Genomic DNA, 18,524 nt, shown 5'->3' with positions numbered 1-18,524 from the left:
AAACCATCGACACCTTCCGCGCGGAAGCGTTCGACCCATTTGGCGACCGTCTTCGCTGTGGTGTTGAACTGACGGCCGGCCGCGGCCTTGCTCAGCCCGCCGTCGACTACGCTCCGCGCCATCGCCTCTCGACCTTTCGGTGTCAGAGGCGCATTCTTATGGGTGTCCATTCGGTTCTCCCCTCAGAATCTGAAGCTTCAGCAACCTCAGCTTCCTCGGTCAGGGCCGAATGGACAACCTCCTGAAAGCTCACATCTAGGCAGCCGTCTCAAAACCGAAACCGTCGCTGCCGAGATGCTTCTGGAGATGAGATGCTCGACCGGCGCCGAACGAGGGGCAGAGTGCCCTTACAGTGGTGATCCGGGAGCGGAACCCTTCGGGGCTCGATCACGCCATCGTGCTTGCCGATCCACGCGACTTCCGCGAGGATGTCGAAGCTTGGTCGGCGAGCGAACCCGATACCGGGTTGTGAAAGGCCTCCCGGATCAAGGCATCAGCTTGCCCGACCATGCAGCGTTTCGTCTTTCCAGCACCAGTTTGCTTTTGCGCGAGGTGACACGATGACCTCACCTGATTCGCAAACCTTGATCGACGCTGCGAGGACCTACGAGGCACTGTTCGTTCCGGCACTCTTTCAGCAATGGGCGCCGATGGTGGCAGATGCTGCCAGGATTGAGCGCGGCGATCGCGTTCTGGACGTTGCCTGCGGCACCGGCGTTCTGGCGCGCGAGGCGGCAAGGCGGACCGAAAGCTCAGCTCGTGTCGCCGGACTCGATCCAAACGCAGGAATGCTGGCCGTGGCGCGAGACCTAGCGCCCGGCATCGACTGGCGCGATGGAGCGGCCGAGGCGCTGCCGTTTCCGGATCGTTCGTTTGATGTCGTCGTGTGTCAATTCGGCTTGATGTTCTTTTCGGATCGCGACAAAGCAGTCCGGGAGATGCTGCGCGTGATGGTGCCTGGCGGCAGGTGCGCGGTCGCAGTTTGGGATGTCATCGAGCACGCCCCCGCATTCGCTGCCCTCGTGGACCTGCTGGATCACGTCGCCGGAAAGCCCGCCGGTGACGCGCTTCGCGCACCGTTTGTGCTGGGTGACAGGCAGGGGCTCGCCGTGTTGTTCAAGGGTGCCGGAGCCAGCTTTGTAGATCTTACGACCTGTACCGGCACAGCACGGTTTCCCAACATACGCGAATTCGTAGAGGCGGAACTCAGGGGGTGGCTGCCCGTGATGGGAGTTGTGCTGCCGGAGCCGCAGATCAATCGCATCCTGGCAGAGGCGGAAATAATCTTCGCTCGCTATCTCACGGCCGATGGGCTTGCTTTCGGCATATCGGCGCATCTCGCGACCTGCAGACGACCTTAGGCGGTGGAGGATCGCGACTTGCTTCGATCCCGAGGACGCAGATCACGCAGACCAACTCAAGTGCAAAACTTCACTCATCCAATTTCTTGCTCACTTCAGGATCGAGCTTGCTTCGATCGATAGACTGATAGAACGTGATGGGTCTGCATTTTCCGTCGAAATCCGCGAGGACAATGGCTGTCCACGGGCTTGTGTTCTCGCCCGAACCCTCGCGGAGGTCCGGCATGACCTTGCGAGCAGCGATCACATACCACGCGCGACCGGCCGCTGCGGCCTTCGCTGCCGCCGCGAACTCATCCAGTATTCCGCGCAGATTTTTGCGCATTTCCTCTTCACTGTCCCCGCGCAGGTATTTTCGAGACGACCTGCCCGCCTCTCCGTACTCATGATGAATGTTCAACTGCAGTCGGGCATCATCCACTTCGATCTTGGTGACCCGTATCACGGCTCCGCCTTCGCGAAGATAGTCTCGCACCCGAACGTCGCAGGCCAAAAATCTGTCCGTGGGTGGCTGAGTGACGCTAGCTGCAGGGGGGACGGTGGTCTTCTTTTTTCGAGGAGCAGCATCCGCAGGCATCGTGGCGATGGTGGCGCTGAGGAGCGCCGCGGCAAGCACGACCGGAAAAAAGGCATTAAAAAAGGCATTCATGAGTACGCTGCCAATGCTGAGCTTCTAAAACGCATTGGCCGCAGCGTTGGTTCCGCGGCCGGGAGCGGTGCCGGAGAAGCGGCGGGGCACGCCATCGCATGGCTGCGCTCAGCCGTAGATGATCTCTTCGTTGCCGATGCAATCGGCGGCAATGGCTTGGGCCGACCGGATGTTGTCGAGGTAGCTCGAAGGACTAATCCCGACATGCGCATCGCCGTGACCGGCGGTACCTGAGGTCCCCCACTGTCTTTCCTGAATGACCGGCATCTCTCCGCGGCCAAAGCGAGCTAGCGGGAACTTTTTCCGCAAAACAGCCTTGTTTAAATACTGTCCTACAAAAAGGGACCTTACGGAGGCGGTGTTTTTGACCGTCGGCAGGTCATGGACTCGATTCTGATCAAGATCTTCGCCACGGCGCTTGCCTTCAGCCAGGTCACTACCCGGCCGGATGGGGTCAAGACGGAGTTCGATGCGGTGCGCGACCGCTCCGAGGTGGCGCAGCTTTTGAGTGCCGGCTGCGCCCACATGCGCAAGGCTTTCGACATCGAGGACATCAACCTGGACGATCTGATTGCCACTGCCATGGATGACAAGGAGGCGTTGAGCGGCGAGATCAAGGCGCTCAAAGGACTCAATCTGGCCGATCTCCACGTGGCCTACCGGGAGTTCTGCAAAGTCGAAAAAGTGGAAGGATCTCCGGTCGATCTCGGTCAGGTCATCGCTTTCTACAACAGCGCGGCCAGGGATCTGCCCGACGCCGAGCAGCTTAAACAGCTCAGGCTTCCCGGCACCAGCGTAATTCTCGATAACAAGAGCGAGCGCGTTGCCGAGATTTACGCGCCGAACAATCGCCGCATCTGGGTCAAGCCTGCGGATATCCCGGAGGCGGTGCGCAACGCATTCATCGCCGCCGAGGACAAGCGCTTCTTTCAACACAGCGGCCTTGACGAGCGCGGACTGGTCCGCGCCTTCATCGGCAACTTCACGAAGCCGGGTCGGCCGCAGGGCGGCTCGACCATTACGCAGCAGGTCGCCAAGAACCTGCTGGTGGGCAACGACGTCACTTACGAAAGAAAATTGCGTGAGATGATCGTTGCCTCGCGGATGGAGCGCGTCCTGACCAAGGCGGAAATCCTCGAGCTCTATCTCAACTCGATTTATCTCGGGCGCGGAGCCTGGGGCATCGAGATGGCGGCGCGCAGCTACTTCGGCAAACCAGCCAAGGCGCTCTCCGCAGTGGAGGGCGCGCTGCTCGCCGGGCTCGCCAAGGGGCCGAACTACTTCAATCCCGACCACCACCCTGAGCGCGCGCGCGAGCGCCTTACCTACGTGCTGGGCCGCATGCAGGACGACGCCATGATCGACGCCGCCTCGGCGCAAGCAGTATTTCCGCAGCTCGTCGAGTACCGGCCGACGCGCCGGGACTTCGGCTTTCACTTCGTCGATCACATTGCCCGCGAGGCTAAAGCGGTCGCGGGCCTCGATAATCTCACCAATTCCTCCTACACGGTGCGCTCGACCGTCAACTCGGCCTTGCAGCGCGTCGTCGAAGCGACTTTGCAGGAGGGCCTCGCGCGATACGAGCTGAACACCGGTCGTTACAAATTTGAGGGACCCGAGGCGAACATTTCCGATGCTGTCCGTCTGAGGGCGGCTGACGTGAGGATCACGGAGCCAGCTTGGCTCGTGGCGTTGAAGGCGACGCGGCTGCCTCTCTATGACGTTCACTGGCAATCGGCGGTCGTACTAGAGAATACGCGCGGCAAGCGCGGCCATGCGATCAACGTCGGTCTGACCGACGGAAGCATCCTGCCGCTGAACACCTGGAGCGCCGCGATCGGGCGCGGTCTCAAGCCGTACGACGTGGTCTATGTGCAGGTGCGCGAAGCCAAGGGTAAGCACAAGGGTAAGCAGGCGGCGCGTGCCGATCTGCGCATTCGACCGACCGTACAGGGAGCGGCGCTCGTGCTCGGGAACGAAAGCGGCCGCATTCTCGCGATGGCGGGCGGGTTTTCGTATCCGGCAAGTCAGCTCAACCGCGTCGTCCAGAGCTTGCGGCAACCTGGCTCGACCTTGAAGCCGCTGACCTACCTCGCCGCTCTTCGGAAGGGATTGCAGCCCAACACGCTGGTGATGGACGAACCCATTACGCTGGCACCGATCGGCTCGACGGGCTACGCGCGCCAGCGCGGTTTCTGGTCGCCGAAGAACTACGACGGTGGCGCTTCGGGCGCCATTACACTGCGGCGTGCGCTGGAAAACTCCCGGAATCTCGCCACCGCGCAACTGCTCGCGACCGGCCTCGACGACAGCGCCGAGCGAGGCCTCGACCGAGTCTGCGAGCTCGCGATGGAAGCGCAACTCTACAAAGACTGCATGCGCTACTACCCGTTCGTGCTCGGTGCCCAAACCGTGCGGCTCATCGACCTTGCGGCGTTCTATGCAGCGATCGCCAACGAAGGCGCACGGCCCCAGCCCCACGCGATCGAAACGATCGAACAGGACGGCCGCGCAATCTACCGGCACGATCCGCATGCGGTGGACTGGATCGGCTCCGCCGACCGCGCATCGTTTTACCAGTTGAAATCAATGCTGCAGGGCGTGCTCGCGCGCGGGACCGCGCGCGCGGCGAAGCATCTCTCGCCCTATGTCGGCGGCAAGACTGGCACCACCGATAATTCGGCCGATGCCTGGTTCGTCGGTTTCACAAATGACGTCACCGTCGCCATCTGGGTCGGCTATGACAACAGCGACGGCGGGCGCCGCACCCTTGGGCCCGGCCAGACCGGGGGAAAAGTGGCGCTGCCGATGTTCGAGCCGATCGTGCAGGCAGCTTGGGAGCTGCACGCTCCCAAGACGGCGTTGAACGGCCCTTCGCGCGAAGCCATGCGCCAGCTCGCTACTCTGTCGATCGATCCTCATACCGGCGATCCTGTACCGGCCGGCTCCGGGCGCGCGTTCACCGAGTACCTCAAGAGAGATCCGGCGGGCAGAATTGATGATACGCAATTTCGGATCGTCTCGCGTGCAGAAAGCTACACCTATCGCGGCGGTCGTGACGAAGACGACGGGCCATTCCAGCAGTGGTCCTACGGCAACCGCCTTTACGGCGATAACCGGCTACCCTTTCCATTCCCGAACTGGCGTCTTGGTCCGCGCGAATATCCCTCCTGGCGCGGATATCCCGATGACGAGGACCGCCTCCCGCGACCGCCGCTCCGAGTCGATCCCGATTATTTCTGGCGGCGGCTGAATTGAGCATTGCCATGAGCCTCCACCGTGCCGCTGTCCTGATCGCCGCCTGCGTGGCCACTTGCACGAGCGCGGCCGCGCAGGAATTCCAGGTGGAGGACGTGCCCGCAGCCGCCAGCGTTCCGATCGCACAGATCAAACCGCGCACGGTCATCTTCGCCGACCAACGCAACGACAAGCTCGCCGATTCCTCGACCGGGCTTATTGCTTTCGACGATTGGGCCCGCTCACGTCCGGTTCAGCGGCGCTTCCTCTCGCTCTTCCCGAGCTTCGTTGAGCCCACGCTCAAGCAACAAACGAAGCTGAAGCTCTCGGTCTACCAGGCGGAGGCGCGGTTTCGACTTCCAAAGCCGGCAGCGGCATTGGATCTGTCGCGATATGCGAATGTCGCGTTCCTCGAGCAGATCGATCAGGCAGTCAAGCACCGGCCGATCACGGCGAGCGATGCTGTTCCCAACAAGGACGCAGGCGCTGCGCACAACCGTCCGCCGGATCGCCGCTGGTGCGAGGACGCGAAGGCGGTTTGTGTGCAGTCCCGCTACATGTTCGAAGGAAAAATTCCGGCAGGGATTCAGCTTGCCAACAAGCTGCGCGAGGAGAGCAAAAAGCCGATTCCGGATTTCATCGCGTTCCAGAGTGAGATCATGCTGGTCACGCAGCCGCACCTTGCCGAGCTGCCGAGCTTGACCGGGCTCGACTCCACAGTCACCAGCGCGCTCGAGCAGAACATCTTTTGGGTCAACCAGGTCATCCAGTTCGGCAAGCTGCTTGCGGTTCTGCAACAGCATCCGACCGAGCGGGAAGCCGCCATCGCGACGGTCTACATCCTGATTGCGGTCAGGAACGACGTGCTGAACAAGCAAAAGGAATACAGCAATACGCCGATGCTGCGAAACCTCGTGCCCGCGCAACTGCTCATGGGCAACAGCTCCTTCAACAGCGGCGATTCGCTGAGCGCCGGCCTGCCGAAATACGCCAGAAGCCGCATCAAGGCGATCGCCGAGATCATGGAGCGGGAATGAGCAGATCGCGCGCGCGAACTAGTTAGTACTAGCCCCTCATGGTGAGGAGCGCGAAAGCGCGTCTCGAACCATGAGGCCCCGTCTGTGGCCTACATCCTTCGAGACGCCCGCTCCGCGGGCTCCTCAGGATGAGGGTTGAGCGCTGTGACGCAGTAGAACTAGACTGGCGCCTCACGCGCATCTTGCGCGATCAAACCTGCCTCAGGTTTGTTCTTGCAATATCGCGGCACCGAGTTCGTCGAAACGAAACAGTTGATAGATCCGCTGGCCATTGTAATCGAGCATCCTCAGATCGTCTGTTTCGTGCAAATCGCTCTCGACCGCGTGGAAATGTCCGCCATAGCGCTCCTTTGCGAGATCAAGCGGCACATCGAAGGCGACGAACTTGCCGATTCCCTTGGCTTTGAGCCTGCTCAGGAACTTCGGATCGTGCAGCGATTCGTGGGACGTGAGGACCAGCAATGGACCACCAGCCGTAAGCAGCAGAAAGGACCTCATCGATCGACTCCCTGGTCGTTGGTTTCACCAGCATCGCGGTCCTGCAATGTCGCGGTTACGTCGGGCTGGTGCTTGTCGACAGATACATAAGAATGGGAATGACGACTGAGAATAGGAGCGCGTAGGACGGGTCGAGCTTTTGTGAACCCCATCACTGCGGGTGACGCTGGAGAACTCCCCTTGGAAGGTGCGCGCTCCCAAAATATCGAAAACAACCCCATGCAAAGTAGCAGGCGGCCGCCGGCATTCGACAAAGCAACTTGACGCGTCGGGCAAATCAGGGGCATTCTTTCATTATTCTGAAATCCTGTACGCGCCCGTCGCCCCGCAATAGCGGACGCGTCCGTTGCGATTGCAGCCCAAAAGTCCCCACCCACAATTGAAGCACCGGACCGCCGCGGCGAACGATGCCTGCGCGTGGCCGAACCGCGCGCTTGTCGCGCGCCTGCCAGGAATCTCGACATGAACACCGCTCCTGATATCACTGTGCCAACGGCGATCGCCGCAACCGACCAGACCGACGCTGCCGCAGCCCCGCGGATCAAGCTTCTGTCGCACGGCTTCTCCATTGACCATCCAGATCAACAGCTCGGCGAACAGCTCATGGTGAATGCGCTCGGGGTTGCCGATCGCGAAGCGATGCATGGCATCCTCCGGCAACTGGTAAAGGCCAGCGTGAGCGGCGAGAGTCCCGACGAGGTCAACCTCTCCTTCATGATTTCGATGGTGAAGAGCATTCGCCCCCGGGATTCCGTCGAGGCCATGCTGGTGGCGCAGATGGTTTCGGTTCATGTGATGGCGATGCGGTGCGCCCATCACCTTGCGAATGCGGACGATCTCGCTCAGCACGACAGCGCCGCGCGCGCGTTGGGCCGGCTCGCCCGCACGTTTCCCGCCCAGATCGAGGCGCTCAACCGCTATCGGAGCCAAGGCGAGCCCGCCATCACCGTGCAAAACGTGTCGGTCGGGGATGGCGGCAAGGCCATTGTCGGCAACGTCACGCAGCATGCGCGCGTGATCGTAGCCGACAAGAACGAGGCATCCGCGGCGCGGAATTCGCCCAAGGCCGCGGGCTCCAGGCGACGGCCCGCTTCCGCTTGTTACAAGCGGGAAGCACAGGCATGAGCGGCCACCTCCGCAATACCGGCCCGATGCTGGCGAGCCCACGTTGTGGCGCCAAAACCCGCGCCAGTGGCGCGTGCCGCTCACCGACGGTGCACGGCAAAAAGCGCTGTCGCATGCACGGCGGCGCACCCCGATCCGGCGCCCCAAAGGCAAACCAGAACGCGGGCAAGCACGGCCTGTTCACCAGGGATGCGATCGCCGAGCGAAGGCAGATACGGTCGTTGTTGGGTGAAGCGTGGAGGCTGCTGGATGAGATGAAGTGATTTGTTTTCGCGAACGGCGCGCAAACCAAAAGCGACGGATCAATCGAGTCCGATGGTGGAACGGCTCAGATGTTGATTGCTCGGCGATCAGATCGCATTCCGGAGAGGATTGACGATCTCGATGTCGGCAAAGTCCTTCTCGTTGTCGGTGACGACGATGCAGTCGTTGGCCTCGGCAATCGCAGCGATGATCGTGTCGAGAGCGCTGCGCGGCCTTCCCTTCGCCGTTCCCTCAGCCATCAAGCGAGCCCAGATCAGGCCCGCCTTTTCATCAAATGACAGCACGCGGCCAGCAAAAAGCGCCAAAGGCCCTTCCGGACCGGAGAACCGGGCAAGCTGGTCACGCTTCCGCCCGGCGGGCTTTTCCAATATGCCGCGCCGGATTTCCGCGACGGTGAGCGAAGCAATGAATAGATCCTCGTCGACCTGCTCTCCCATCCAGGCCAGCAGCGCTTCCGAAGGCGCCGGCTTTGTGACGTTGCTGATGATGTTGGTGTCAAGGAGATAACGGCTCACAGCTCAACCTTGCGCCCGGTTTCGAACTGACGAACTGGAGCGATGTCGCTACCTACGAGAGGCGAACGGCGAAGTGCCTCAAGAATGCCGCCTTTCCTGGGCGGCTCACCAGAAATTGTCTGACTGACTGCGGCCCGCAGCCGTGAGGCATCCGGCCCGTTTTCCGCCAAGCGTCGCGCGAGCGATCGGATGAGGTCGCGATCACCGTCGAGCCCAAGAACCTCGAACCGGGCCATTCCGCGCTTTTGAAGACGATTCCGATAGTTCCTGGTCGCGCGCTTCTGAGACTTGCTGGCCACAATGCTCTCCACGGATATATCCAGAATATAACCAGACTTCAGATGGACCGCGAGACCGGCGCGTGGCTCGCCGACGCCGCACGGCAAAAAGCGCTGCCGCATGCACGGCGGTGCACCGGGATCCGGCGCGCCAAAGGCAAACCAGAACGCGCGCAAGCACGGTCTGTTTCACCAGGGATGCGATCGCCGAGCGAAGGCAGATTCAGGCGCTGTTGGGTGAAGCGCGGAAGCTGCTGGAAGAGATGAAGTGATCGGGTTTCGCAGAAGGGTGCGCCACGCGTTGGCAAGCTTGCCCTTGTCTTGCACCGACAGCATTCGATTTCTAGCTAGCCATACCTGCCGTTCAAGCGTTGGGGATTTCGGTGATAGTGCACTCAAACTCTGGGGTTTTATGCACTGTCACCGTAATTGCCCGTTCACTTCATGCAGTTCGCGTTCCTGATCCGGCATACTCGCGCCTGACATGCTCCATCGCCCTATTTCACCGCCCCCACCGTAAAGCCGGCCACGAAGCGGTCGACGAAGAAATTGTAGATGATCGCGATGGGGACGCTTGCGATCAAGCAGGCGCCCATCATCGAGCCCCAGAAATAGACGTCGCCGCGCACCAGGAAGGTCGGCACGCCGACGCTGACGGTGTAGCTCGAGGCGGAGGTGATGAAGGTGACGCCGTAGACAAACTCCTGCGTCACCAGCGTGAAAGCGAAGATAATCGAGGTCAGCACGCCGGCGAGCGAGATCGGCATCACCACCTTGACGAACGCGCCGAACCGCGAAAGCCCGTCGATCATCGCCGCATCCTCAAGATCGCGCGGGATCGCCTTGAAGAATCCCATAAGCAGCCAGGTGCAGAACGGCACCGTGAAGCTCGGATAGACGAGCACCAAAGACCACAGCGAATCCTGCAGGCCAAGCGTCGCGATGATGCGCGCGAACGGAATGAACAAAATGGTCGGCGGCACGAGATAGGTCAGAAAGATGGCAATGCCGAGCGTCTGCGCCCATGGACCGGTCATGCGCGCCAGCGCGTAGCCCGCCGGCACCGCCAGGGCCAGCGTGATGAGGACGACCGCGATCCCCACGGCGCCGGTATTGATCAGCCATTGCAGATACTGGGTGTCCTGAAACAGCACGGCGAGATGCTCAAGCGTCGGCGGCTCGTTAAACAGGAACGGGTTCTTGCTGACGTCGTGCAGATCGATCGTGGTCTTGAACGTCGTCATCAGCATCCAATAGAACGGAAATGCAAGGAAGGTGATGAAGAAGACCAGGATGCCGGCATGTCCGCCAGCCCTGGCGATGCGCACCAGCTTGAACGGGCGGCGCGTCATCACGTCACCTCCGAACGCCGCGCAAGCAACAGGAACACGATCGCCACCGCCACCAACACCGGGAACAGGAACAGCGATACCGCCGCACCTCCCGCAAGATCGCCGCCCTGAATGCCTGTGAAGAAGGCCCAGGTCGCGAGCACCTGGGTCTGGTCATAGGGGCCTCCGCGGGTGAGCAAGAACACCACGATCATGTCGGTGAAGGTGAAGATGATCCCAAACAGAACGGCGACGAGCGTGATCGGCAGCAGCAGCGGGAATGTGATCTGCAAGGTGCGGCGCCAGAACCCGGCACCGTCGACAGCGGCGGCGTCATGGATGTCCTGCGGAATCGAGGTCAGCCCGGCAAGCAGGATCACGGTGGCGAGCGGCACGATGCGCCAGATCTGCACAATAATGATCGAGACCATAGCGAGGGTGGGCTGGCCGAGCCAGATCGGCCATTCGTTCGGCCCGAGGAGGCGCAAGGCCTGCCCGGTCCAGTTGATCACCGAATAGATCGAATCGTAGATCCACAGCCAGCCGATCGCACCGAGCGAGATCGGGGCGACCCAGGGCAGAAGGATCAACAGGCGCACCAGCCACTTGCCGCGAAAATCGGCGGACAGCGACATCGCCAGAATATTGGCGAAGACAAGCACGAAGACTTGCGACACGATGGTGAAGATCAGCGTGTTCTTGAGTGCGGTCCAGAAGGTGTCGGTCGCCACCACGCGCCGGAAGTTCTCCAGACCCACGAAGCTCATGCTGCGGCTGCCGACGGTCACGTCTGAGACGCTGTAGAACAACGAGAGAAAAAACGGAAAGCCGACCAGAAGAACGATATAGAGGATCGCAGGCGCGAGCATCAGCGGCCACAACAGGCGCTCGTTGTCGGCAAGCCGCGTGCGCCAGCCCGCTTTCGCGGTGAAGGTGTTAGCGGTTGCCGTCGTCATCGCCCCTCCCGTCGATGTGCCGGCCGCTGTTCCGGTCGAAGCGATGGATCTCGCGCTTGCGCACCACGAAATCGTAGCGCTCGCCTGCGACGACTTCGGCGCGGATGTTGTTCGGCAGCTTCGAGATTACGTGCGCCTCGGCCGTGCGGCCTTCGAGCACGCCATAGACCAGCCGGTCGGCGCCCAGATATTCGACGCGGGTGACGCGGAAGGGGAAGGCGACGCTATCTTCCGAACTGCCGACCTCGCGCGGCAGAAACGCCTCCGGCCGAAAGCCGACATAGGAGGCGCCCTCCTCCACCAGATTCATCGGCGGCGAGCCGATGAAGGTCGCGACGAAGGTGTCCATCGGCTTGCCGTAAATCTCCTGCGGCGTGCCGATCTGGATCACCTTGCCCTGGTTGAGCACCGCAATGCGATCGCCGAGACCCATGGCTTCGGCTTGATCGTGGGTGACGTAGATGGTGGTGGTGGCGAGGACGCGCTGGAACTGCTTGAGCTCGTCGCGAGCGGAATTCCGCAACTTGGCGTCGAGATTGGACAGAGGCTCGTCGAGCAGGAACACCACCGGTTCACGCACCACCGCGCGTGCGAGCGCCACGCGCTGACGTTCGCCGCCGGAGAGCTGGCGCGGCTTGCGATCGAGGAAGCGCTCGATCCCGAACATGCGCGCGGCCCATTCCACCTTTTTGCGGATCGCGTCCCTTTGCATGCCGACCGCGCGGAGTGGAAACGAGATGTTCTTCGCGACCGTGAGGTGCGGATACAGCGCGTAGCTCTGAAACACCATCGCGACATTGCGCGCGCGCGGCGGTAGGTCGGTGACGACGCGGCCGTCGATGACGATATCGCCCGCAGTTGGCTGTTCGAGTCCGGCGATCAGCCGCATCAACGTGGTCTTGCCGCAGCCGGAGGGGCCGAGCAGGACGAGGAATTCGCCTTCGCGCGCGAGGAGGTCGATGCCGTCGACCGCGCGCACCTCGTCAAAATGCTTCGATATGTGCCGTGCTTCGACCGTCGCCATGCATGCCTCTCGGCGCTCGCGTCGGCGTCAAACGGGGCCCGGCCCGCCGCCGGGCCCTCGCCGATCACAATGCACGCGGGATCAGAGCATCCCGCGATCTTTCCACTTTGCCCAGATCGCCGTCATCTTGGTATCGAGTTTCTTCAAGGCGTCTTCGGGCGTCTCTGCACCAGTAGCCGCCTCGGCGAAGGCGGTGTTGAGCAGCCATGTCTGGTACGTGTCGGAAATGGGCGCAGTGGAGTAGCCGGGGTAGCCAATGTTGGTTGCCCAATCGAGCACGTCCTCGAGCACCGCGTACTTGTCCGGCGGCACCGCCTTCTTGTCGTTGGAGATGAGCTGCTTGAGGTCTGGCACGGTCTGAGGGAAGCACGGGAAGTTGTAGAACTCGCTGGCCAGGAAGGCTTCCTTGAAGTTGGCAATGTAGTCGACCAGGAATTTCTGCGCGCCCGGGATATTCTCCGCGAACTTCCAGATCACGTAGCAGTCCATCACATGCTCGAGGCCCATGCGGCGCACCGGACCCTTGGCGGCCTTGGCCACGGCGATCTTCTCGTGAATCGCCATCTTCTGGTTCTCTCCGGTGCGCGTCACCGAGATGGCGTTGAGCACGAGCGAGGAGCGGCCGGCGAGCATCTGCCGGTTGTTGGAGGAGGCATCCCAAGCCAGAACTTCCGACGTCATGCAGTCCTCAAACAGCCCCTTGACGAAGCACAAAGCCTCCAGCGTGTTCTTGGAATTGATGGTGAGGTTACCGGCCTCGTCCTGCTCATGCGCGCCGAACGAATACATGATCGCCCGCATGGCCACGCCGGTGTCGATCTCGGCGGAAAGACCGATGCCGACCGGAATACGGGTCTTGTCCTTGATCTTCTTGCCGCCGACACGGATGTCGTCCCAGGTGTCCGGCTTCATGCCAATGTCACCCCAGAGATCGGTGCGGTAGTTCACCGGGTCCGGCACGTAGCTGTCGGAGAAGGCGAAATATCTCTTGGTCTTCGGGTTGTAGGTACTCTTGATTCCGAGATCGATCGCCTTGCCGTTCACCTTTTCGCATTCGGCATAGACCTCGTTCATGGGTACAACCTGATCCTCGAACACCGAAGGCGGCATGAGGAACATGAAGAGGTCGTGGCCTTTCTGGGCCGACACCTCGGCTGCGGCGCGCGACTCGAGAAGAGCAAGATTGATGTTGTCGACGATCACCTCGGTGTCGTTCTTCTTGCCCCATTCCTTGGTGTAGGTGTTGTTGAACCACCGGTCATAGCCGGGGACGAAGTGGCTCCATTGCAGGATTTTCAGTGTCTTGGCGGCCCGTGCAGGCGTGACATGGAAGAACGGGCCGATACTTGCGGCGACGCCCGCGGCAGTCGCCGTCTTGATCGCATCGCGGCGCGATAGCCCACGATGAGGCTTCTGGCTTTCCATGGATGTCCTCCCTATCGGTACGTAAGCGGACTTGCCGCTCGAGACCCCTTGGCTGCGGGGTCATTTTCATTCCGGCGCGTCCTTAGAACGGGACGGGCCTTCAGGCAGTGCCAACCGATAATTCCGGACTTGCTCAAATATTTACGTGTCGAGGATGCTCCTTTCGCCGGTTGCTGACAAGCAACAGCCGACCGCAGACACGCCTGCTGCGGCGCCGCAGGACACGCTTATTGTCTCTGATGTGGGCCGCCCGGGCTGCCCTCGACCGTGTCAAGCGCCCCGCCTCGACGATCGACGATCACTGTCGATCCACTGGCCGTTGCCGGTTTTGGCCGGGCCATGCGGAAAATCATTCCCCTGCCGGAAACGAGTGCTCAAGTCCGGAACTGGTCCGCTTCGCACGTGAACGTGGGCATGCGGAATCCACGCACGTCACTTGGCTCGGGCTGCGTTCGCCTCCATCGCCTCGGCGATTCTAAACCCATCAATGAATTGGAGCTGCCATGCCGTGGCATCCGGCATCCAGACCGCCCTATGGATGCACTCCTGATCAACTCAGCTTGCCAAATCGGCCAAATCGTCTTTGTAGATCAATGCGCTGCGGGATAGCTGGCGCTCCCTAGGGGAATCGAACCCCTGTTTCAGCCTTGAGAGGGCATAAAACAACGGTAGAGAGCGTTCGTAGACGTTCGTGCATGTCCAACGATATCAGAAAGTTAAGCGAATTTTGTCCCGGCTTGTGCCTCCCCGTACACCAAGGTATATTTCACGGATATTTGACGATCTGGGAGCAACGGCTTTGGCGAAAACCCTTAAGGAAGCGCCGATCACCACACGCAATGCCAGGGCTCGCTTGCCTGCCGGCCTACACTGGCGTGGCATCGACCCGGAGATCCACCTCGGCTACCGCAAGGGCAAGCGCGGCGGCGGTTGGCTGGTACGCTGGCGGAATGGCGCGGGGTACCGCCAAGCGCCGATCGGCACGGCGGACGATGCGATTGGGGCCGGGACGCTGGACTACAATGCCGCCATCCGTGCTGCGCGCGCGGCGGTCGAGGCAGCCCGCGCGGAAGCGAAAGCCAAGGCAGACGGGCCCCTTCTGACAGTCCGATCGGCCGTCGAGACCTACATTGCGGCTCGCAACGCCCGTCATAGCAGGCGCGCCGGGCGCACAGTGCGGTCGGATGCAGGCCACCGCCTGCCGCGCTATGTCATCGGGCAGAAAGCCAGAGGAAAGCAGGAAGTCGTCCCGGCAGCACGGCTGGCTGACGTGGCGCTACATGCGTTGAAGGAAAGCGATCTGCTGACGTGGCGCACCAATCTGCCGGCAGAGTTGAAAGAGACGACCAAGCAACGACTCATCAACGATCTGCGCGCTGCGCTCAACGCGGCCCACGCAGCCAATCGGAAACGCCTCGACGCACAATTTGCGACTGTGGTGAAACATGGCCTCAAGGCTGTGAAAGCCGACGACGACGAGGATATTCCGATAGCGCGTGAAAATCAGGTGCTGACCGATGGACAAGTTGCCCACCTGCTTCGTGCAGTGCAAGAGATCGACGTAGAGGAACAGTGGGAAGGCGACCTGTTTCGCCTCATCGTGGTGCTCGCCGCAACCGGAGCGAGATTCAGCCAGGTAGTCCGGATGCGCGTCGGCGACGTTCAACGCGCACAGAGCAGGCTTATGGTGCCTGTCAGCCGGAAGGGTAAGGGCAAGAGCGGCGCAACAGCCGTTCCGGTTGGCACGGATGTGCTTGACGCCTTAGTGCCGGCGGTGACTGGACGGCGGAACGCCGCACTGCTGCTGGAGCGGTGGCGGCACAAACAGCGTCCGGGCTCGATCGAGTGGCACCGCGACGGGCGTGGCGCGTGGCAAAGCGCGAGCGAGATCGTTCGTCCATGGAGTGCGATCCGGCAGCGCGCCGGCATGCCTGAAGTGATCCCCTACGCGCTACGCCACTCCAGCATCGTGCGCGGCATCCGAGCGAACTTGCCGATTCGACTGGTGGCGGCGCTGCATGACACATCCGTCCAGATGATTGAACGGCACTATGGGAAGTGGATCGTGGACGGCTTGGATGATCTGGCAGCCCGCGCCGTCGTGCCGCTTGTGCCGGATGGCGAGACCGCGAACGTGGTGAAGTTGGCGGATCGAACCGGATAGTCCCGCAAGCTCCTCAAACCTCCTCGAACAGTGGGTGTCACGGCAACAACCATTGGTACGTAAATCGGTTCGCGGCCACACAAACACAGGAGCCGCGACGCGGCCGTCGTCGAGGAACCGCACGGGCCCGTCCCAGTGGTTCGAGGCGTAGCGGAAAGTCTGAGCAAGCGTATCGCCGCAGCGATGCGCTCGAGAAGCGGCGAGAGATGATGGAGGCCTGGGCCAACTGGTGCGATCCTAGCCAAGGCAATGTCATTTCCTTCTCGGCAGCGAGAACTAAAAGCCTGGGCTGAGACAACCCCCATTTTCCCGTAGCTTTTCCACAACTGTTCCCTGTAAGCGAAGGCACGCTCAGTGAAAGCGTGATTCGTTTGGGGATCGAATCGTCTTGGTCAGTAAAGAAGCCCGCGACGCTCGGCGCCGGGAGGAACTCATCCGCACTCGGAAAGGACGAGGGCGTCCGCCTGGGCTTACGCCAATCAGCCGCCACAATAAGCGATTCGAAAGCGCCTTGTGGCTAACCCTCAGGGACCATCTCAAATGCTCCTACGTTGACGCCGGTCGCCTTGCGTTCGTTATGCTCCAGCTCGAACCACGTTTCCAGGTTGAAGAACTCGGACATGGTTATGTGGCTTGGCAGGGCGCCTGCCGGATTGCGGATGACGATTTCGACCGGCGCTACCACGATATGCAGAAAACAGCTCGAATCCTTCTCGCCCGCAGTAAACGATACCGAGAGCATGACGACTGGCTTTATTGGTCCCAGTTGGCGCTTGCCGTTCTTTTGCGAGCACCATTCGGCAGCCAAGCGGCCCTATTTGCGAACTTGGAGTTGCATCGGCTTGGTTGGAGCGATGTGCTTGCCGGCATTTGCAAGCGGATCGATCAGGTCCCGGCAACCACCAGACCCGCCGATCCGAAGCTAATAAAACGGTTTCTCCGACATGCGAGCCGTCGCGGGCTGGCAGTCGCAAGGAATTAGCCTACAGCTTCAGGCGGTTAGAGGAGATTTATTTTCACGCAGCGATCACCTGCAAAGTTGGGCACAGCTCCACGCACTTCGGCAAACGGCCGAAGACTCGAAAAGGAGCTGAAAATGTCCAAGAACGACAACAACGCTAGGGTTACTGCCCGTCTTCTCACCATCCCGGAGACAGCCTCCGCGCTGCGGATGAGCCGCAGTTCTATCTATCAACTGATCCGGAACAAGCATCTCGAAGTCATCAAGATCGGACGATCGACGCGGGTGCCCGCAGCCGCGGTGGACGAAATCGTGGAACTGTTCCGGAAGTGTAACGCGGCGGGGGTCATGTGATGGAGGCGAGTATCTAGGGGGACGTTCCCATGGATGCGAAAGAGTCTAACCGCGAAAAGATGCAGTGGCTCAATGCCATCAGTCTTGAATGCGAAGTCAATTCCACGGCATTTCGAGTTGCCTACCTCATCGCTGATCATCACAACCGGGTGGCTGGGTTTGCCTGGCCATCTCTCTCCCGATTGGCCGAACAGATTTGTCTGTCTAGCAAATCCGTTCAGCGGGCCGTGGGCCAGCTTGAAAGAATGGGATGGCTCGAGGTCGATCGGAAAAGAGAACGGTCCAATCACTATCGCATGAGTTGGCCTACCGGGCGAAAGCCGTCACTTAGGAAAGGTAAGGCGAAGGAGACGGACAAAATCGTCGCCGAAGGAGGACAAGACTGTTCCTTGGAAGGGGACAAGAATGTCCGCCAATCCTACTTAAATAAATATCCTAGAACCTTCTCAGGCCGGCTCGGCGAGGGAAAGCAGGGGGTGCGGTTTAACGATCGAGGCCGATACGAAATGGAGATCGTCAGACGGTATGGGGACAAGATGGTCAGCGTGCTGGAGACGCTGAACGAGGTCGAGCCGAGAGCGGTCGATAATCTTTGCAGGAAGGAGCGAGATGGACGTTTAACGCCTGCCGATATTGCTGCGGCTCGCCTAACTGCCGCACAACGAGGTCTTCGCGAGAGGTGAGAGGATGAAGAGGGTTTTGACTTTCCCAGCTGATAGAGGAGGTGGATTGCCGCACCACCTTTCCGCTCACGAAGTTCGGTTTAAAATTCTTGAACCGAACTACATCCTGGTCCCATGCGAGATTACCATAGCAGTTTCGCGCATCTGCGGCTGTAGATCGCAATTGTGGATGTCTTGATTGGGTACCTCTAATGAGTCCATCTTTCCGGCGCTTAGTAAGTTGTCCATCAATTGCTGCGCGAACGGCCCTCGTGTCGTTCGCGTAGAAGCCGGGACGTCCGAACTCGCCGAATATGCAACCGGGACCAACGGGGGCAGTGTGGCGAAAAGTTCGCAGATCTGCCCGCGCAAACAGGAAATCTTGCTGTATTGTGCCGTCCCCCTTCGGCTTCCCCGCCTACCCGACGGGCCACTTCCACTCTTAGATCATATCCCAAAAGCGCAGGCATGGCCGCCTGTTCGTTCAACGATCCGGGGCTAGTTAGCCGGCCCGACACGTCGCAGCTGATTGGGCGACGCTAACGAGCGAGTTTAGAGCGGACATTGTTTCGTACATTTAGGGGCGCCGCATCACTCCCGGTCATTTCTTTGGGGAATTCCCTTAACGCGCAAGTACTTCAAACTGGATAGCCGGAAGCGCTTTGTGTACTGCGTCGCAGGGA

Annotated in this window: 19 protein-coding genes; 8 read left to right on the top strand and 11 right to left on the bottom strand. The window is 60.8% G+C overall.

The genetic code is table 11. The features are described 5' to 3' along the window. Nucleotides 1-170 (bottom strand): helix-turn-helix domain-containing protein (locus tag YUO_RS45120; protein WP_156908806.1); only part of this gene is annotated, 170 nt, incomplete at its 3' end. Nucleotides 171-560: 390 nt separating this feature from the next. On the opposite strand from YUO_RS45120, the gene YUO_RS0128195 reads away from it, so the two are divergent. Beyond that, nucleotides 561-1,361 (top strand): methyltransferase domain-containing protein, encoded by an 801-nt coding sequence (locus YUO_RS0128195; protein WP_028350275.1) that lies wholly within the window; start codon nucleotides 561-563, stop codon nucleotides 1,359-1,361. 70 nt (nucleotides 1,362-1,431) lie between these two features. Here YUO_RS0128195 and YUO_RS0128190 read toward each other — a convergent pair whose 3' ends face one another. Then, complete coding sequence (locus YUO_RS0128190) at nucleotides 1,432-2,010, bottom strand: hypothetical protein (RefSeq protein WP_028350274.1); 579 nt, start codon at nucleotides 2,008-2,010, stop codon at nucleotides 1,432-1,434. A 108-nt stretch (nucleotides 2,011-2,118) separates the two neighbouring features. Further along, the gene (locus tag YUO_RS46545) at nucleotides 2,119-2,277 is read right to left on the bottom strand and encodes a hypothetical protein (protein WP_156908805.1); all 159 of its coding nucleotides are present in this window, start codon (nucleotides 2,275-2,277) and stop codon (nucleotides 2,119-2,121) included. A 114-nt stretch (nucleotides 2,278-2,391) separates the two neighbouring features. Between YUO_RS46545 and YUO_RS0128180 the strand changes: the two genes are divergently transcribed. Together YUO_RS0128180 and YUO_RS0128175 are read left to right on the top strand one after the other, a co-directional pair. Then, the gene (locus YUO_RS0128180; protein WP_028350273.1) at nucleotides 2,392-5,268 is read left to right on the top strand and encodes a penicillin-binding protein 1A; all 2,877 of its coding nucleotides are present in this window, start codon (nucleotides 2,392-2,394) and stop codon (nucleotides 5,266-5,268) included. Nucleotides 5,269-5,276: 8 nt separating this feature from the next. Further along, complete coding sequence (locus YUO_RS0128175) at nucleotides 5,277-6,284, top strand: hypothetical protein (RefSeq protein WP_035727810.1); 1,008 nt, start codon at nucleotides 5,277-5,279, stop codon at nucleotides 6,282-6,284. Nucleotides 6,285-6,485: 201 nt separating this feature from the next. Here YUO_RS0128175 and YUO_RS0128170 read toward each other — a convergent pair whose 3' ends face one another. Next, entirely contained in the window at nucleotides 6,486-6,782 is a 297-nt protein-coding gene (locus tag YUO_RS0128170) for a hypothetical protein (protein ID WP_028350271.1), read from the bottom strand. 462 nt (nucleotides 6,783-7,244) lie between these two features. On the opposite strand from YUO_RS0128170, the gene YUO_RS0128165 reads away from it, so the two are divergent. Together YUO_RS0128165 and YUO_RS45115 are read left to right on the top strand one after the other, a co-directional pair. Next, nucleotides 7,245-7,907 (top strand): hypothetical protein, encoded by a 663-nt coding sequence (locus tag YUO_RS0128165; protein ID WP_028350270.1) that lies wholly within the window; start codon nucleotides 7,245-7,247, stop codon nucleotides 7,905-7,907. Further along, nucleotides 7,904-8,170, top strand: coding sequence for an HGGxSTG domain-containing protein (locus YUO_RS45115; protein WP_028350269.1), 267 nt, complete (start codon nucleotides 7,904-7,906; stop codon nucleotides 8,168-8,170). Before YUO_RS0128165 ends, YUO_RS45115 begins: the two co-directional genes overlap by 4 nt. An 87-nt stretch (nucleotides 8,171-8,257) precedes the next feature. Here the strand turns inward: YUO_RS45115 and YUO_RS0128155 are convergent, their stop codons facing one another. The 6 genes from YUO_RS0128155 to YUO_RS0128130 form a co-directional block, all read right to left on the bottom strand. After that, complete coding sequence (locus tag YUO_RS0128155) at nucleotides 8,258-8,686, bottom strand: PIN domain-containing protein (RefSeq protein ID WP_028350268.1); 429 nt, start codon at nucleotides 8,684-8,686, stop codon at nucleotides 8,258-8,260. After that, nucleotides 8,683-8,922, bottom strand: a complete 240-nt coding sequence (locus YUO_RS0128150) for a hypothetical protein (RefSeq protein ID WP_051379686.1) — start codon at nucleotides 8,920-8,922, stop codon at nucleotides 8,683-8,685. Before YUO_RS0128150 ends, YUO_RS0128155 begins: the two co-directional genes overlap by 4 nt. A 539-nt stretch (nucleotides 8,923-9,461) precedes the next feature. Beyond that, a complete protein-coding gene (locus YUO_RS0128145) occupies nucleotides 9,462-10,316 on the bottom strand; it encodes a carbohydrate ABC transporter permease (protein WP_083754744.1) in 855 nt (284 codons plus the stop codon). Next, a complete protein-coding gene (locus YUO_RS0128140; protein WP_051379681.1) occupies nucleotides 10,316-11,251 on the bottom strand; it encodes a carbohydrate ABC transporter permease in 936 nt (311 codons plus the stop codon). Before YUO_RS0128140 ends, YUO_RS0128145 begins: the two co-directional genes overlap by 1 nt. Then, nucleotides 11,232-12,275, bottom strand: a complete 1,044-nt coding sequence (locus YUO_RS0128135; RefSeq protein ID WP_028350264.1) for an ABC transporter ATP-binding protein — start codon at nucleotides 12,273-12,275, stop codon at nucleotides 11,232-11,234. The genes YUO_RS0128140 and YUO_RS0128135 overlap by 20 nt, the downstream gene beginning before the upstream one ends. Before the next feature lie 81 nt (nucleotides 12,276-12,356). Continuing rightward, nucleotides 12,357-13,700 carry an extracellular solute-binding protein gene (locus tag YUO_RS0128130; RefSeq protein WP_028350263.1) on the bottom strand — a complete coding sequence of 448 codons (1,344 nt, stop codon included), beginning with the start codon at nucleotides 13,698-13,700 and terminating at the stop codon, nucleotides 12,357-12,359. 799 nt (nucleotides 13,701-14,499) lie between these two features. Between YUO_RS0128130 and YUO_RS0128125 the strand changes: the two genes are divergently transcribed. Then, entirely contained in the window at nucleotides 14,500-15,864 is a 1,365-nt protein-coding gene (locus tag YUO_RS0128125) for a tyrosine-type recombinase/integrase (protein WP_028350262.1), read from the top strand. 517 nt (nucleotides 15,865-16,381) lie between these two features. Here the strand turns inward: YUO_RS0128125 and YUO_RS0128120 are convergent. Beyond that, nucleotides 16,382-16,672: a hypothetical protein gene (locus YUO_RS0128120; RefSeq protein WP_156908804.1), complete on the bottom strand. Its 291-nt coding sequence runs from the start codon at nucleotides 16,670-16,672 to the stop codon at nucleotides 16,382-16,384. Nucleotides 16,673-16,960: 288 nt separating this feature from the next. Between YUO_RS0128120 and YUO_RS41940 the strand changes: the two genes are divergently transcribed. Further along, nucleotides 16,961-17,179 carry a helix-turn-helix domain-containing protein gene (locus YUO_RS41940; RefSeq protein ID WP_035727807.1) on the top strand — a complete coding sequence of 73 codons (219 nt, stop codon included), beginning with the start codon at nucleotides 16,961-16,963 and terminating at the stop codon, nucleotides 17,177-17,179. Nucleotides 17,180-17,208: 29 nt separating this feature from the next. Then, complete coding sequence (locus YUO_RS0128110) at nucleotides 17,209-17,862, top strand: helix-turn-helix domain-containing protein (RefSeq protein WP_028350260.1); 654 nt, start codon at nucleotides 17,209-17,211, stop codon at nucleotides 17,860-17,862. Nucleotides 17,863-18,524: the final 662 nt, after the last annotated feature.

The sequence above is a fragment of the Bradyrhizobium murdochi genome, assembly GCF_000472965.1.
Classification (GTDB): Bacteria; Pseudomonadota; Alphaproteobacteria; order Rhizobiales; family Xanthobacteraceae; genus Bradyrhizobium; species Bradyrhizobium murdochi.
The sequence above is the reverse complement of the archived record's forward strand: the minus strand, read 5'-3'. Positions and strand labels throughout refer to the sequence as shown.